Raw genomic sequence first — 14,629 nt, 5'->3', positions numbered from 1 at the left:
GCATGAAGATCCTCGTCCTCGGCTCGGGCGCGCGCGAGCACGCGATCATCCTCTCCCTGCGATCGGAGCAGACCGATCACGAGATCTTCGCCGCACCCGGCAACGCCGGTATCGCGCAGGATGCGACGCTGGTCGACCTGGATCAGCTCGACGGCGCCGCCGTCGCCGGCTTCGCGAACGAGCACGGCATCGACCTCGTGGTCGTCGGCCCCGAGGCACCCCTCGTCGCCGGCGTCGCCGACGTGCTGCGCGAGCGGGGCATCCCGGTCTTCGGCCCCGGCCGCGCCGCAGCGCAGCTGGAGGGCTCGAAGGCGTTCGCGAAGCGGATCATGGATGCCGCAGGCGTGCCCACCGGGCGCGCGGTGCGCGCGGCCACGGTCGCCGAGGTCGAGTCGGCGTTCGACGACCTCGGCGCCCCTCACGTCGTGAAGGCCGACGGCCTCGCTGCGGGCAAGGGCGTCATCGTGACCGCCGACCGGGCCGAGGCTCTGGCGCACGCCGAGCACTACCTGCCATCTGGCCCGGTGCTCGTCGAAGAGTTCCTCACCGGTCCCGAGGTGTCGCTCTTCTTCCTCAGCGACGGCGACACCGTGCGCGCCCTCAGCCCGGCGCAGGACTTCAAGCGGGCGCTCGACGGCGACGGCGGACCGAACACCGGCGGCATGGGCGCGTACTCCCCCTGCCCTGGCTCTCCGACGGCTTCGGCAGCGTCGAGGCGTTCGTCGCCGAGGTGACCGAGACGGTCGCCGTGCCCGTCGTGCGTCAGCTCGATGCCGAGGGCACGCCGTTCATCGGCCTGCTCTACGCCGGCCTCATCCTCACCCCGGCCGGCGTGCGGGTGATCGAGTTCAACGCCCGCTTCGGCGACCCCGAGACCCAGGTCGTGCTGCCGCGCCTGCGCACACCGCTGTCTCGTCTGCTGCTCGCCGCCGCGTCGGGCACCCTCGAGGACGAGCCGCAGCCCGAGTTCTCCGACGAGGTCGCGATCACCGTGGTGCTGGCGAGCGAGGGGTATCCCGAGTCCCCGCAGACCGGCCGCATGATCGAGGGGCTGGCGGATGCGGCATCCGTCGACGGCGTCTCGATCGTGCACGCGGCGACCGGCGCTCCGGATGCCCCCGGCGGGTCGCTCATCGCGACCGGCGGGCGGGTGCTGAACGTCGTCGCCACCGGATCCGACTTCGCGGATGCCCGTGCCCGCGCCTACGAGGCGATCGGCCGCATCTCGCTCGACGGCGCGCACTACCGCCACGACATCGCCGCCCGCGTCGCCGAGTAGGTTCGCGGAGTCGCATCCGCCGGCATCCGCATCCGCCTTCATCCGTCGCATCCGCCCGGACGGATGTCGGCAGCATTCACGCATGTCGGCGGGAACAGCCCGTTCCTGCCGACATGCGTGCATCGCGCCGACATCCGTGTGGCACCCGCGCCCGGATGCACGCGCGCGTCCCTATCCGGAGCACGGGCGTGGGGCACCGTGGCGCATCGGCCGTGACACATTAGCGACAGCTTCATAAACCAGTAGTTAACGACTGTTAAGCATCTTTTGCTTGACCTTCGGTAAAAGATCCCTATGCTGAGGGACAGGCCCGACGGCGCAGTCGAGCCTCGGCGCGAGCCGTCCTCCCCTCAGAAAAGGACACGCAATGCACCACGATCACGCTCACCCCACGATCTCGCCGAAGCCGATGAGCCGCCGGACGATGCTCAAGGCCCTGGCCGCGTCGTCGGTCGCCGTCAGCCTCGGAGGCGCGGCATTCGGCGCCTCGGCAGCGACCGCCGCGCCCCCGGCACATGCCGCAGACGGCAAGGGGGCCCGCCTCGTGCCCAAGAGCCGCATCGGCATCCAGCTGTTCACCGTGCGCGACAAGGTCGCATCGGTCGGCTTCCGCGCCGTCTTCGAGGAGCTCGCCGAGATCGGCTTCTCGGATGTCGAGTTCGCCGGCTACACGCAGGGCAACGTCGGCCCGATCACCATCGCCGAGATCCGCCGTCTGCTCGATGACAACGGACTGCGGGCGACGGGATCGCACGTCAACCTCACGCCGGCGAACATCGACCAGCAGATCGAGATCGCCCACCAGCTGGGCACGCAGTTCCTCGGTCAGGGCGGCCCCATCACCCGCACCAACACCGTCTCGGGGTGGACGACGGCGGCGCAGACATGGAACGAGATGGGCGCGAAGGCGGCCGCATCGGGCATCCGGCTCTACGCCCACAACCACGCCGGAGAGTTCGGCTTCACCTCCGACGACCCGACCCGACGAGTGTACGACCTGCTCTGGGACGAGTTCGACCCCGCTCTGGTCGCGTTCGAGATGGATGTCTTCTGGGCGCACGTCGGCCAGCACCTGAGCCCCGGGTTCTCGCCGATCGACTACGTGCTGCGCGACCCCGACCGCTTCCCGCTGCTGCACCTCAAGGACGGCAAGCTGAACCCAGAGAGCGGCAACGGCTACGACATCATCGAGTTCGGCGCCGGCGACATCGACTACCAGTCGTTCCTTGCTCCGCTGCGCAACCGCGGGCAGCGCTGGGGCATGTACGAGCAGGACAACGCCGCGACGACGGCCGTTGCGCCCAACCCCCTCGACTCGCTCGGCAATGCCGCACGCAGCTATCGCGGCATCGAGGGCCTGCGGGGCGGTGACGCGAGCGGTCGCTGATCGGATCGCATGATCTCGCGACGAAGGAGCGGATGCCCGGATCGGGGCATCCGCTCCTTCTTTCGACGGGATAGCGGCCACTGAGAGCGGCCATCCCGGTCAGCCGTTGAGCGAGAAGCTCTGGGGAAGGATCGCGGGCGAGAGAGCGTGCTCGACCGCGAGCATGCTCGCGCCGATCACCGCGGCGCGGCCGGCGGTCGCGGCAGGGGCGATGGTGAGATGCTCGGTCGCCAGCGGTGTCGAGCGCGTGTAGACGACCTCGCGCACGCCCGCGATGAGGTGCTCACCGACGCGGGCCATCGCTCCGCCGATCGAGATGACCGACGGATTCAAGAGGCTCACCGACGCAGTGAGCACCTCGCCGATATCGCGTCCTGCCTGCCGCACGGCCTGAATCGCCTCGAGATTGCCTGCCTTGACCAGCTCGACGACATCGGCGCCGGAACGAGCCGGCACCCCCAGCGCCGTCAGCGCACGGGCGATCGCCGGACCGGATGCCAGGGCTTCGAGGCATCCGCGATTGCCGCACTGGCAGGGCACGTCCGACCCTCTCGCCACGCGCACGTGGCCGATGTCGCCGGCGATGCCCTGCGCACCCCGCAGCAGTCGCCCGTCCGACACGATGCCCGCACCGATGCCTGTGGCGACCTTCACGAAGATGAGGTGATCGGCCTTCGGCCAGGCCACCGAGCGCTCGCCGAGCGCGGAGATGTTCACGTCGTTGTCGACGAGCACGGGCACCTGCAGGTGCTGCTGCACCCATCCGGGCACGTCGAAACGGTCCCACCCCGGCATGATCGGCGGGTTGGTCGGACGACCTGCCGGGTACTCGACCGGCCCAGGCACTCCCATGCCGACCGCTGCGATGCGGTCTTTGCCCAGTCCCGATTCGCTCATCAGCGCGAGGGCCGTCTCCGACACCCAGGTGAGCACGGCCTCGGGCCCCTGCGCGACCTCGATCTGACCGGTGCGCTCCGAGAGGATGCCGCCCGTCAGGTCGGATACGGCCACCGTGGTGTGCGATGCGCCGATGTCGACGGCCAGCACCACTTTCGCCGCGGGGTTCAGCGCGAACTGCGACGGCGGGCGCCCTCCGGTCGAGGTGGCGTCGGCCACGGCGGTGATCAGTCCCGCCTGCATGAGCTCATCGACGCGGGCCGCGACCGTCGAACGCGCCAGCCCCGTGGCCTTCGCCAACTGGGCCCGCGTACGCGGCATCCCGTCGCGCAGCAGCTGGAAGAGTTCGCCGACGCCGACCGAACTCACATTCGAACCCATTCATCTCCCTGTGTCTCGCGGTCGGTCCGACGCGCCACCAGGGCGATCGGCGGCACTGACCTCAGTAGGCGAAGTCTACGCGGCCCGCCGGCCGCGCCCAGATCCGGGGGCTCAGGTCGAGCGTCCCACGCGCTTGACGGCGAAGCGCTGCTGAAGCAGCACGGCGATCACGATGATCACGCCCTTCGTGACCGACTGCATCGACGAGCTGAGGTTGTTCTGCACGAACACGTTCGTGAGCGTGGCGAAGATGAGCACGCCCAGCACGGTGCCGACGATGGTGCCACGGCCGCCGATCAGCAGCGTTCCTCCGACGACGACGGCGGCGATCACGTCGAGCTCGAGCAGCGTCCCGTGCGTCGAGGTGCCGGCGGTGGTGCGGCCCATGATCATGACCGCGCCGATGCCCACGGTGAGCCCGGCGAGCGCGTACAGCCACATCGTGTGACGCTTGACCTTGATTCCGGCCAGGCGTGCGGCCTCGGCGTTGCCGCCGATGGCGACGGTGCGGCGCCCGAAGGTCGTCCGGTTGAGCAGCAGCCAGCCGAGCACGGCGACGACGACGAAGATCCAGATGAGCATGTCGATGCCGAGGATGTCGGCGTTGAGCGCCTTCACGAAATCGCGGTCGGAGATGACCAGCGTGCGGTTGTTCGCGAGGATCTCGGCCAGCCCACGCGCGCCGACCAGCATCGCGAGCGTGGCCATGAAGGCGATGACCTTGCCATAGGCGATGACCACGCCGTTGATCAGGCCGGCGACGAGCGCCACGGCGACGGCGACGAGCACGGTCACGATCCAGTGACTGCCCTTCGCAGCCGTCTGCACGGCGGCGAGCGAGGCGACGACCGACGACAGCGCCATCACCGCTCCCACCGAGAGGTCGATGCCGCCGGCGATGATCACGAAGGTCGCGCCGATGCTCACGACACCGACGATCGACGCCTGGCGCAGGATGACCAGCGCGTTGTCGAAGTTCGCGAAGTTGGGCGAGGTCAGCGCGCCCACGATGACGAGCAGGATGAGGGCGAGCACCAAGCCGAGATTGCGGCCCACCGAGCCGGCCATGAGACGGCTCAGCGGTGAGGTGCGAGGGTCGGTGTTGGGTCGTGCCGCCTCAGCGGCGGAAGGCTGGGCGCTCACGCGGCTGCCCCTTTCATGACGAGGTCGAGCACACCGTGCTCGTCGATCTGGGATGCGGGAAGGGTGTCGAGCACGCGGCCGTCGCCGATCACGAGCACGGTGTCGGCGAGGCCGAGCACCTCCTCGATCTCGCTCGACACCACGACGACGGCGTCGCCGGCCGCGGCGAGACGACGGATGAGGGCGTAGATCTCGGTGCGCGCACCGACGTCGACACCGCGGGTCGGCTCGTCGAGCAGCAGCACGCGACTGCCGTGCACGAGCCAGCGGGCCAGCAGGATCTTCTGCTGGTTGCCGCCGGACAGCGTGGCGGCGGGGCGCTCGGGATCGGCGGGGCGCAGGTCGAGCGCGGCGATCTGATCGTCGGCGATGCTGATCTCGCGCTTCTCGTCGAGCCAGCCGGCCTTCGCGAGACGAGCGAACGATGACAGCGTGATGTTCTTGAAGATCGGCTCGCCGAGCACGAGGCCCTGGGACTTGCGCTCCTCGGGGCTCAGCCCGACTCCGGCCGAGACAGCGGCGGTGACCGACCCCCGAGGGATGCGAGTGCCGTCGACGGCGACGGTGCCCGCTGTCGCCCGACGGGCTCCGTAGACGGTCTCGAGGATCTCGCTGCGTCCCGACCCGACGAGGCCGGCGAGGCCGACGATCTCACCGGCGCGAACCGAGAACGACACGTCGTCGAACACGCCATCGAGTCCGAGGCCGTCGACCTCGAGCAGCACGGGCGCGTCGGCGGCGATCGGAGTCGCCGGAGGGAAGACGTTCTCGACCGTGCGGCCGGTCATGTGGCGGATCAGCTCGACCGTGGTCGTGTTCTTCGCCGAGAGGTCGTTGGCCACCGTCGAGCCGTCCTTCAGCACGGTGATCCTGTCGCCGATCGCGCGGATCTCCTCCAGGCGGTGGGTGATGTAGACCACTGCGATGCCCTGGGAGGTGAGCTCTCCGATCACCGCGAAGAGATTGCGGACCTCCTCGCTGTCGAGCACGGCGGAGGGCTCGTCCATGATGATCAGCTTCGTGTCGTGCGAGAGTGCGCGCGCCATGCTGACGATCTGCTTCTCTGCGGCGCTGAGCGAACCGACCTCGGCGTGCGGCGACATGCGCCCGTGGCCGAGCCGCTCGAGCAGTCGCTGCGTCTCGCGGGTCAGCTCACGTCGGCGGGTGATGCCGAAGCGCTCGAACTCGTGGCCCAGGAAGACGTTCTCGGCGACGGTGAGGCCGTCGACGACGTCGAGCTCCTGATACATCGTCGCGATGCCGAGCGAGATGGCGGTCTGCGGGTCGGAGATCTCGACGGTCTCCCCCATCCACACGATCTCTCCCGCGTCGGGCTGATGCACGCCTGCCAGCGTCTTGATGAGCGTGGACTTGCCTGCGCCGTTCTGGCCGAGCAGGCAGTGCACCTCTCCGGCCCGCACGTCGAGATCGACGCCCTTCAGGGCGTGGACGCCGACGAAGCTCTTCTGCACACCGTGCATCCGCAGTAATGCCGGTGACTGGTCATCTTCGATCACACGAGGAACATAACATGCCGGATCACTGCACGCCAGCATGGGATCGGCTGCCGGATCGCCCGCGGCGCGAGATCGGCAACCGATGAGCCGATCGCCCGCAGGCCAGGAGATCAGAGGGGACGACACCACTTCTGTCGTTCGTTATGCAAAAGTCATACGTTCTCGACTGACTTCTGTTACGTTGGTCCTGACAGTGCACGTGCTCATCCGGATCTGTACGACGCCGGCCGCCGCGCACCGCACCTACTGCATCGCGTTTCAAGGAGGAAAGACATGCACGGCATGCGCACACGTCGGCTGCGGCCGGTCATGGCCGGAGCGGCCGCACTGCTCGCGGTCGGCCTGCTGGCCGGCTGCACCAGCGACGGCTCGGAGGGCGAGACCACCGACCGTCAGGGAACCACCAGCGACGAGAACGCCGCCACGGGCGACAGCGTCGTCATCGGCTGGTCGGGCCCCGAGGCCGACCACGGCTGGCTCGGCGCCATCAACTCCGGCGCCATCGCCGCAGCCGAGGGATTCGACGACGTCGAGCTGCGACAGGCGGAGGGCACCAACGACGCCAGCCAGCAGATCGCCGCTGTCGAGCAGTTCATCAACGAGAAGGTCGACGCGATCGTGCTGCTGCCGACCGACGGCGCGGCCCTCACCGAGGTCGCCATGAAGGCCATGGAAGCCGGCATCCCCGTCATCAACGTCGACCGCGAGTTCTCGAGCACCTTCGCCTCGCGCGCCACGATCCTCGGCGACAACTACGGCATGGGCGTCAGCGCCGGCACCTACATCTGCGAGCAGCTGGATGGCCAGTCCGACGCCGTGGTCGCGGAGATCGCGGGAATCGACTCGCTGCCGCTGACGCAGGACCGCTCGCAGGGCTTCAAGGACGCCCTCGAGGACTGCGGCCTCGACGTGACGGCCCGCGTGGCAGCCGACTTCACCGTGGCGGGCGGCGAGAGCGCCGCGTCGCAGCTGCTGTCGGCCAACCCGAAGATCGACGCGATCTGGAACCACGACGACGACCAGGGTGTCGGCGTGATGGCTGCGATCGATGCAGCAGGTCGCGACGACTTCTTCCTCGTCGGCGGCGCCGGCAGCGTCAACATGATGGACCGCATCAAGGCCGACGACGGAGTCATCAAGGCGACCGTGATCTACCCCTCGACGCAGGCGGCCGACGGCATCGCGCTCGCTCGCCTGATCGCTCAGGGCAAGACCATGAGCGATCTGATCACGCCCAGCGTCCCGTACCGCATCGTGCTGGACGCACCGGTGGTGACCAAGGACAACGTCGACGAGTTCATCGACCTCGCCTTCGAGTCCTGACCACCTCGGTGGGGCGGCGCAGTTCGCCGCCCCACCACCTCATCCCGGAGGAGTGCACATGTCTGCACCGCTGCGCGTGGCGATGATCGGCCACGGATTCATGGGCGCCGCCCACTCGGTCGGCTGGCGCCAGGCTCCCGCCGCCTTCACCCTGCCGGCTCAGCCGGTGATGTCCACACTCGTCGGGCGCAACGCCGAAGCCGCAGGCGAGGCAGCCGCCCGCTGGGGATGGCAGGAGGCGGCAAGCGACTGGCGCGAGGTCATCGAGCGCGACGACATCGACATCGTCGACATCGTGACGCCAGGCGACTCGCACGCTGAGATCGCCGTGGCGGCGCTGGCAGCCGGCAAGCACGTCCTCTGCGAGAAGCCTCTCGCGAACTCCGTCGCCGAAGCGCAGCTGATGGCGGATGCCGCCACGCGCGCGGCGGCATCCGGCATCCGGTCGATGGTCGGATTCACCTACCGACGCGTCCCCGCCGCCACGCTCATGAGGGACATGATCGCCGAGGGACGCATCGGCAGCATCCGCCAGGTGCGGGCCTCGTACCGCCAGGACTGGCTCGCCGACGCGGATACCCCGATGACCTGGCGGCTCGACAAGGACCGAGCAGGCTCGGGCGCACTCGGCGACATCGGCGCTCACGCGATCGACATGTGCCAGTTCGTCACGGGGCAGTCGCTGCGCAGCGTCTCGGGCATCGTCGAGACACTCGTCGAAGAACGCCCGCTTCTGGGTGAATCCGTCGGTCTCGGCGGAACCGCCGGCGACGGCCGCGGCCGCGTCACCGTCGATGACGTCGCGCTGTTCAGCGCACGCCTGGACTCCGGCGCTCTCGCCTCGTTCGAGGCGACCCGGTTCGCGACGGGGCGCAAGAACGCCCTGGAGATCGAGGTCTCCGGCGAGCGCGGTGCCCTGCACTGGAACCTCGAGGACATGAACGCCCTGAACTTCTACGACGCCACGAAGGACGCCGGAGAGCAGGGGTTCACCCGCATCCTGGTGACCGAGCCGCAGCATCCGTATCTCTCGGGCTGGTGGCCGGCCGGGCACATGCTCGGCTACGAGCACGGGTTCTCGCACCAGGTGAAAGACTTCGTCGAGGCGATCGCCGCGGGCGCGCAGCCGACGCCGAGCTTCGACGACGGGCTGCACGTGCAGCGTGTGCTCGACGCGGTCGAGCGCAGTGCCGCCGACAGGTCGGCGTGGACCGAGGTATGACGTCGGCCTGAGCGGTCGGCAGAAGAAGCATCCGGCGCGAGCCGGCGAGAAGGAGGACGACGATGTCACGACGAGTAACGCTGTTCACCGGCCAGTGGGCCGACCTGCCCTTCGAGGAGGTCTGCCGTCTCGCCGGCGAGTGGGGGTACGACGGTCTCGAGATCGCGTGCTGGGGCGATCACCTCGACCCCTGGCGCTGGGATGACGCCGAGTACATCGCCGACCGCAAGGCGATCCTCGAGCGCCACGGCCTTCAGGTGTGGACCATCTCGAACCACCTGAAGGGCCAGGCGGTCTGCGACGACCCGATCGACGAGCGTCACCGCAACATCCTCTCCGACCGCGTGTGGGGCGATGGCGACGCAGAGGGCGTGCGGCAGCGGGCTGCGGAGGAGATGAAGAACACCGCACGGCTGGCCGCGAAGCTCGGGGTGAAGACCGTGACCGGGTTCACCGGTTCATCCATCTGGAAGTACGTCGCCATGTTCCCGCCCGCCACCGACGAGATGGTGGAAGCCGGCTATCAGGACTTCGCCGACCGCTGGAATCCGATCCTCGACGTGTTCGACGAGGTCGGCGTGCGATTCGCCCACGAGGTCCACCCGTCCGAGATCGCCTACGACTACTGGACCACCCGACGCACGCTGGAGGCGATCGGCCACCGCGAGGCGTTCGGCCTCAACTGGGACCCGTCGCACATGGTCTGGCAGGACCTCGACCCCGTGGCGTTCCTGTGGGACTTCCAGGACCGCATCTACCACGTGCACTGCAAGGACACCAAGAAGCGACTCGGCAACGGACGCAACGGACGCCTCGCATCGCACCTGCCGTGGGCAGACCCCCGCCGCGGATGGGATTTCATCTCGACCGGCCATGGCGACGTGCCCTGGGAGGACGCCTTCCGGATGCTCAACGCCATCGGCTACGCCGGCCCGCTCTCGGTGGAGTGGGAGGATGCCGGCATGGACCGGCTCGTCGGCGCTCCCGAGGCCCTGGCCTTCGTGCGCAAGCTGTCGTCGTACGAGCCGTCCGGCGCAGCCTTCGACGCCGCGTTCTCGACGCGCTGACGTCGGCGGACGCGCTGCAGGGGAGGGTTCGGATGCCGGGCCCTCCCCTTGTCTGCGCTCGCCGCGCTGCTCTCAGAGGCTGATCCAGTACTGGCGGACGCGCTCACCGGATTCCGCGGCTTCGGGCTTCTCGATGACCCCGGCCAGTTCGCCGCCCGCGCCTTCGATCGTGCGGTACGAACCCACGTTGTCGTCGTCGCAGGTGAGCATGACGCGGTCGTAGCCCTGCGCGCGGGCGCGGTCGAGCACGAGGTCCAGCGCGGCGCGGGCGATGCCCCGGCGGCGGCGGGACGGGCGCACGGAGTAGCCGATGTGCCCGCCGTAGCTGCGCAGCCAGTCGTTCAGCTCGCGACGGAACGCGATGAAGCCGACGACCTCGTCATCGTCGGTGATCCAGAAGTAGTCGCAGGCGACATGGCCCTCGGGCAGGGTCGCGTTCGGGTCGGCGTAGAGCTCGGCCTTCTCGATGAAGGCCGCACAGGCATCCCGGTCGGCCGACTGCCCGCGCTCGAGACCGGCTCCGTCGATGTGCACGTCGCCGAACTCGGCGACGGTGTCGGACCAGGAGTCGAAGAGGGACAGGGACGGGGATGCCAGGGCGATCGTCATCGCTCCATCCCATCATGCCGGCGACCGGCCTCCGGCATCCTTTCGCCTGCTCCGCCTGCACGGCCTGCGCCGCCTGCTCCGCCTGCTCGGCCTGCACCGCCTGCACCGCCTGCACACATGTCGGCAGAACGCACACATGTCGGCTCAGACCAGCGATCTCCGCCGACATCCGTCTATCGCGCCGACATCCGTGCGGTCGGCAGTCGGCGACCAGGGCACCCGGCATCCGGGGCACCCGGCGACCGGCACCCGGCACCCGGCGTCTGCGGCACCCGCGCGGATGGCATCCGGCCCCTCCGCCTGCACACATGTCGGCAGAACGCACACATGTCGGCTCAGACCAGCGATCTGCGCCGACATCCGTCCATTGCGCCGACATCTGTGCGGTCGGCACCCGGTGTCAGCCGCGTCGCACGAAGTACCAGTTCGCGACGAACCAGCTGATCACCAGCGCGAAGTAGAACACGATGGCCGTCCAGCGGGAGACCGGGTCGGTGTCGACGACCGCGTGCACCACCAGCTGCACCGTGCCGAGCACCAGCGCGACGACCCCGACTGCAGCAAGACCCTTCGTCCCTGCCACCCGATCGCGTTCGTCGGCGTACTCCAGGGCGTTCACGCGCTCGAGGTCGCCTGCACTGCCCCGACGGGCGAGCACGGCGCCGAGCCCTCCGCCCACCGCACCGATCAGCAGGGCGACAGCGGCCACGGTCTGGCCGAACACGAAGCAGATCAGCGCCCCTGCAGCACACATCGCGACGAGTGCGGCGTTGGTGCGCGACATGGGCCAGGGGCGGCGAGCGGACCCGGCGGCATCGTCATGCATCGACATCGAAGACCTCCTCAACGGTCGAGCCGAAGTGCCTCGCCAGATGCACGGCGAGCGTGAGAGAGGGATCGTAGCGGCCGGTCTCGATCGCGTTGATGGTCTGGCGAGACACCCCGAGCGCGGTCGCGAGCGCCTGCTGCGAGAGACCGCGTTCGGTCCTCAGCTCTTTGACCCTGCTCTGCACGACTCCCAACGTAGGCGACGGGCGACCGCGTGTAAAGCCGACTTGACATCGTGGAGATATGTCAAGCATGCTTGTCATGTCAAACGTGCTTTACACATCGGAGGCCATCATGCAGGACGCACTCGTCGACTTCACCCAGTCCCTCCCCCTCTGGCTGCAGTGGGCGGGGGTGATGCTCGCAGCCGCGATCCCGTTCATCGAGTCGTACTTCGGCACGCTGATCGGCGCCATCGCGGGCGTGCCGCTGCCGATCGCCGTGCTCGCCGCCGTCGTCGGCAATGTCATCTCGATGCTGGTCTTCGTCTTCCTCGCCGATGCCGGCCGTCGTAAGGTTCTCGCGCGTCGCGGGGCAGATGCGGAGACGGATGCCCCCTCGCCTCGTCGCGTGAAGGTGAAGCGCATGTTCGACCGCTTCGGCGTTCCCGGCGTCAGCCTGCTCGGCCAGACCGTGCTGCCCAGTCAGATCACCTCGGGGATGATGGTGTCGTTCGGAGCCAACCGCAACGTCGTGATCTTCTGGCAGGTCATCTCGATCATCGTCTGGGCCATCGTCTTCGCCCTCATCGGCCAGGCCGGCATAGCCCTCTTCCGCTGAGGCCTGGCTCCAGCCGGGCTCGACCCCGGGGGCGTTCGCCCAGATCCGGCAACCCGACCCAGATCCGGATGCCTGCGGCCCAGGCATCCGGATCTCAGGCCGACGTCCGCACCTCGGGCGCCCCAGCAGAGCGGCCCAGACACCGGCAACCCGACCCGGATCCGGATGCCAGCGGCCCGGGCATCCGGATCTCAGGCCGAACCCCCGCGTCCCAGGCGCCGCCCCGACACCGGCAACCTGCTCCACATCCGGACGCCTGCGGCCCAGGCATCCGGATCTCAGGCCGACTTCCGGATCCCAGGCGCCACGCCCCAGCCGGCGGGCCCACACACCGGCCTTTCGCCCCAGATCCGGATGCCACAGCACCGGGCATCCGGAACTCAGGCCGACTTCCGGATCCCGGGCGCCACTCCCCAAGCCCCGGCGTTTCTCCCCAGACCCGGATGCCACAGCACCGGGCATCCGGAACTCAGGCCCACGTCCGGACCCCAGACCCCACACCCCAGACCCGGCACACCGCCCCAGATCCGGATGCCACAGCACCGGGCATCCGGAACTCAGGCCCACGTCCGGATCTCAGACGCCACTCCCCAGATCCGGCATACCGCCCCAAACCCGGATGCCACAGCACCGGGCATCCGGAACTCAGGCCAATTGCCGGTTCCCGGGCGCGCAGCAGGGCGCCTCGCGGCGGCGGTCAGTGCGACTGTGACCGCTCGGCACGGTTCCGTCCGAGGAACAGCGCGGCGATCAGGGCGATGCCCAGCACGCAGGCCGGCAGCATCATCGCCTGCGCCATACCGGCCGAGAAGCCCTCGGCGACCTGCGGCGGCATCTGCCCGCCGCCGGCGAGACCGGCCGGAGCCTCGGAGAGCCCGGGCAGGTTCGCTTCGAGCCTCGACTGCATGAACGCCGCGATGGCGGCCGAACCGACCACCGAGCCGATCGTGCGAGTGGTGTTGTAGATGCCGGCACCTGCGCCCGCCTGACGCGGCGGGAGGTTGCGCGTCGCCGTGGTCGCCAGCGGTCCCCACATGCCCGCGTTGCCGATGCCGAGCACGGCGGAGGGCAGCAGGAACATCCAGGTCGGGGTGTCCATGTTCATCAGCGCGGCGTTCCACAGCTGGCCGCCGGCGACGCACAGCAGGCCGGGGATGAGGATCCACCGCGGGTCGATGCGGTCGAGCAGCTTGCCCGCACCGGGGGCGAGAACACCCGAGAGCACGGCCATCGGGATCATCAGCAGCGCCGCCTCGGTGGGTGTCAGCCCGCGAGCGAGCTGCAGGAAGAACATGAAGGGCAGCGACATGCCCGTCACAGCGAACCCGACCACCGCGATCGCCGCGTTCGCACCCGAGAAGTTCCGGTCGCGGAACAGCGCCAGCGGCACGAGGGGCTCGCTCTTGGTCAGCGCCTGCTGCACGATGAACAGCGCCAGCACGACCACACCGGCGATGATCAGGCCCCACACCGACACGGGGCCCGCGATGGTGCCCCAGTCGTAGGCCTCACCCTCCTGCAGGCCGAACACGATGAGGAACAGCGCGACGGCGCTGAGCACCACGCCGACGAGATCGAAACGGTGCGGATGGGTCTCGAGCGTGGGCACGAGGATCCAGGCGAGCACGAACCCGACGACGCCGACGGGGATGTTGACGAAGAAGATCGCCTCCCAGCCGAATGCGTCGACGAGCACACCGCCCAGCAGCGGGCCGACGAGTGTGGCGACGCCCGCGGTCGCACCCCACAGCCCCATCGCGGCACCCCGGCGCTGCGGCGGGAAGGTGCGCGTGATCACGGCCATCGTCTGCGGCGTCATGAAGGCCGCGCCGAGGCCCTGCGCCGCTCGGGCGGCGATGAGGCCCTCCAGCGTGGTCGACAGTCCGCACCAGAGGGATGCCAGGGTGAAGATCGCCAGGCCGATCAGGTAGATGTTCTTCGGCCCGAACCGGTCGCCGAGGCGCCCGGTGATCAGCAGCGGCACCGCATAGGCGAGCAGGTACGCACTGGTCACCCACACCACGTTGTCGAGGTTGTTCGTGTCGGGGTCGAGCGCGGCCTTGATCGCCGGGTTCGCCACCGAGACGATGGTCGTGTCGACCAGCAGCATGAAGAAGCCGATGACGAGCGCCCACAGTGCGGGCCAGGGGCTGCGGGTCTGCGTGCGGGTCGCCTGCGTCGAAGTCACCCGGCAAC

12 protein-coding genes and 1 pseudogene are annotated in these 14,629 nt (G+C 69.2%); 6 read left to right on the top strand and 7 right to left on the bottom strand.

Translation table 11 applies throughout. The features are described from left to right. The first annotated feature begins 2 nt into the window (after positions 1-2). Positions 3-1,279: pseudogene (purD, locus tag FVO59_RS07135) on the top strand (phosphoribosylamine--glycine ligase). 367 nt (positions 1,280-1,646) lie between these two features. Further along, a complete protein-coding gene (locus FVO59_RS07130) occupies positions 1,647-2,666 on the top strand; it encodes a sugar phosphate isomerase/epimerase family protein (protein ID WP_259363488.1) in 1,020 nt (339 codons plus the stop codon). 99 nt (positions 2,667-2,765) lie between these two features. On the opposite strand, the gene FVO59_RS07125 is transcribed toward FVO59_RS07130, so the two are convergent. From FVO59_RS07125 to FVO59_RS07115, 3 genes are all read right to left on the bottom strand, one after another. Further along, positions 2,766-3,944 carry an ROK family transcriptional regulator gene (locus FVO59_RS07125; RefSeq protein WP_182256067.1) on the bottom strand — a complete coding sequence of 393 codons (1,179 nt, stop codon included), beginning with the start codon at positions 3,942-3,944 and terminating at the stop codon, positions 2,766-2,768. Positions 3,945-4,055: 111 nt separating this feature from the next. After that, complete coding sequence (locus FVO59_RS07120; RefSeq protein ID WP_430736339.1) at positions 4,056-5,087, bottom strand: ABC transporter permease; 1,032 nt, start codon at positions 5,085-5,087, stop codon at positions 4,056-4,058. Then, positions 5,084-6,568, bottom strand: a complete 1,485-nt coding sequence (locus FVO59_RS07115; protein WP_259363525.1) for a sugar ABC transporter ATP-binding protein — start codon at positions 6,566-6,568, stop codon at positions 5,084-5,086. Before FVO59_RS07115 ends, FVO59_RS07120 begins: the two co-directional genes overlap by 4 nt. A 309-nt stretch (positions 6,569-6,877) precedes the next feature. Here FVO59_RS07115 and FVO59_RS07110 point away from each other — a divergent pair, with 309 nt between their 5' ends. The 3 genes from FVO59_RS07110 (at position 6,878) to FVO59_RS07100 (ending at position 10,216) form a co-directional block, all read left to right on the top strand. Beyond that, positions 6,878-7,927 (top strand): substrate-binding domain-containing protein, encoded by a 1,050-nt coding sequence (locus FVO59_RS07110; protein WP_220465709.1) that lies wholly within the window; start codon positions 6,878-6,880, stop codon positions 7,925-7,927. A gap of 58 nt (positions 7,928-7,985) precedes the next feature. Next, complete coding sequence (locus FVO59_RS07105; protein WP_259363487.1) at positions 7,986-9,149, top strand: Gfo/Idh/MocA family protein; 1,164 nt, start codon at positions 7,986-7,988, stop codon at positions 9,147-9,149. A 62-nt stretch (positions 9,150-9,211) separates the two neighbouring features. After that, positions 9,212-10,216 (top strand): sugar phosphate isomerase/epimerase family protein, encoded by a 1,005-nt coding sequence (locus FVO59_RS07100; protein ID WP_182256063.1) that lies wholly within the window; start codon positions 9,212-9,214, stop codon positions 10,214-10,216. Positions 10,217-10,288: 72 nt separating this feature from the next. Here the strand turns inward: FVO59_RS07100 and FVO59_RS07095 are convergent, their stop codons facing one another. The 3 genes from FVO59_RS07095 to relB all read right to left on the bottom strand — a co-directional run bounded on the left by FVO59_RS07095 (position 10,289) and on the right by relB (position 11,838). After that, a complete protein-coding gene (locus FVO59_RS07095) occupies positions 10,289-10,825 on the bottom strand; it encodes a GNAT family N-acetyltransferase (protein ID WP_182256061.1) in 537 nt (178 codons plus the stop codon). A 400-nt stretch (positions 10,826-11,225) separates the two neighbouring features. Continuing rightward, positions 11,226-11,657, bottom strand: a complete 432-nt coding sequence (locus FVO59_RS07090; RefSeq protein WP_182256059.1) for a hypothetical protein — start codon at positions 11,655-11,657, stop codon at positions 11,226-11,228. Continuing rightward, positions 11,644-11,838: a type II toxin-antitoxin system RelB family anti-toxin gene (gene relB / locus FVO59_RS07085; protein WP_182256057.1), complete on the bottom strand. Its 195-nt coding sequence runs from the start codon at positions 11,836-11,838 to the stop codon at positions 11,644-11,646. Before relB ends, FVO59_RS07090 begins: the two co-directional genes overlap by 14 nt. A 76-nt stretch (positions 11,839-11,914) precedes the next feature. Here relB and FVO59_RS07080 point away from each other — a divergent pair, with 76 nt between their 5' ends. Further along, the gene (locus tag FVO59_RS07080; protein ID WP_346265690.1) at positions 11,915-12,433 is read left to right on the top strand and encodes a hypothetical protein; all 519 of its coding nucleotides are present in this window, start codon (positions 11,915-11,917) and stop codon (positions 12,431-12,433) included. A gap of 697 nt (positions 12,434-13,130) precedes the next feature. Here the strand turns inward: FVO59_RS07080 and FVO59_RS07075 are convergent. Continuing rightward, positions 13,131-14,621, bottom strand: a complete 1,491-nt coding sequence (locus FVO59_RS07075; protein WP_259363486.1) for a DHA2 family efflux MFS transporter permease subunit — start codon at positions 14,619-14,621, stop codon at positions 13,131-13,133. Positions 14,622-14,629: the final 8 nt, after the last annotated feature.

Origin of the sequence: Microbacterium esteraromaticum (genome assembly GCF_014084045.1) — a bacterium.
GTDB lineage: Bacteria > Actinomycetota > Actinomycetes > Actinomycetales > Microbacteriaceae > Microbacterium > Microbacterium esteraromaticum_D.
Note: the sequence above shows the minus strand (reverse complement) of the source record. Positions and strands in the feature narration are given on the sequence as shown.

Excerpts from the sequence above, each read along its gene's own strand:
- FVO59_RS07130 (WP_259363488.1), top strand. The coding sequence starts at position 1,647 with ATGCACCACGATCACGCTCACCCCACGATCTCGCCGAAGCCGATGAGC.
- FVO59_RS07115 (WP_259363525.1), bottom strand. The coding sequence starts at position 6,568 with ATGCACGGTGTGCAGAAGAGCTTCGTCGGCGTCCACGCCCTGAAGGGC.
- FVO59_RS07090 (WP_182256059.1), bottom strand. The coding sequence starts at position 11,657 with ATGTCGATGCATGACGATGCCGCCGGGTCCGCTCGCCGCCCCTGGCCC.
- FVO59_RS07080 (WP_346265690.1), top strand. The coding sequence starts at position 11,915 with ATGTCAAACGTGCTTTACACATCGGAGGCCATCATGCAGGACGCACTC.
- FVO59_RS07100 (WP_182256063.1), top strand. The coding sequence starts at position 9,212 with ATGTCACGACGAGTAACGCTGTTCACCGGCCAGTGGGCCGACCTGCCC.
- FVO59_RS07125 (WP_182256067.1), bottom strand. The coding sequence starts at position 3,944 with ATGGGTTCGAATGTGAGTTCGGTCGGCGTCGGCGAACTCTTCCAGCTG.
- FVO59_RS07095 (WP_182256061.1), bottom strand. The coding sequence starts at position 10,825 with ATGACGATCGCCCTGGCATCCCCGTCCCTGTCCCTCTTCGACTCCTGG.
- FVO59_RS07105 (WP_259363487.1), top strand. The coding sequence starts at position 7,986 with ATGTCTGCACCGCTGCGCGTGGCGATGATCGGCCACGGATTCATGGGC.
- FVO59_RS07110 (WP_220465709.1), top strand. The coding sequence starts at position 6,878 with ATGCACGGCATGCGCACACGTCGGCTGCGGCCGGTCATGGCCGGAGCG.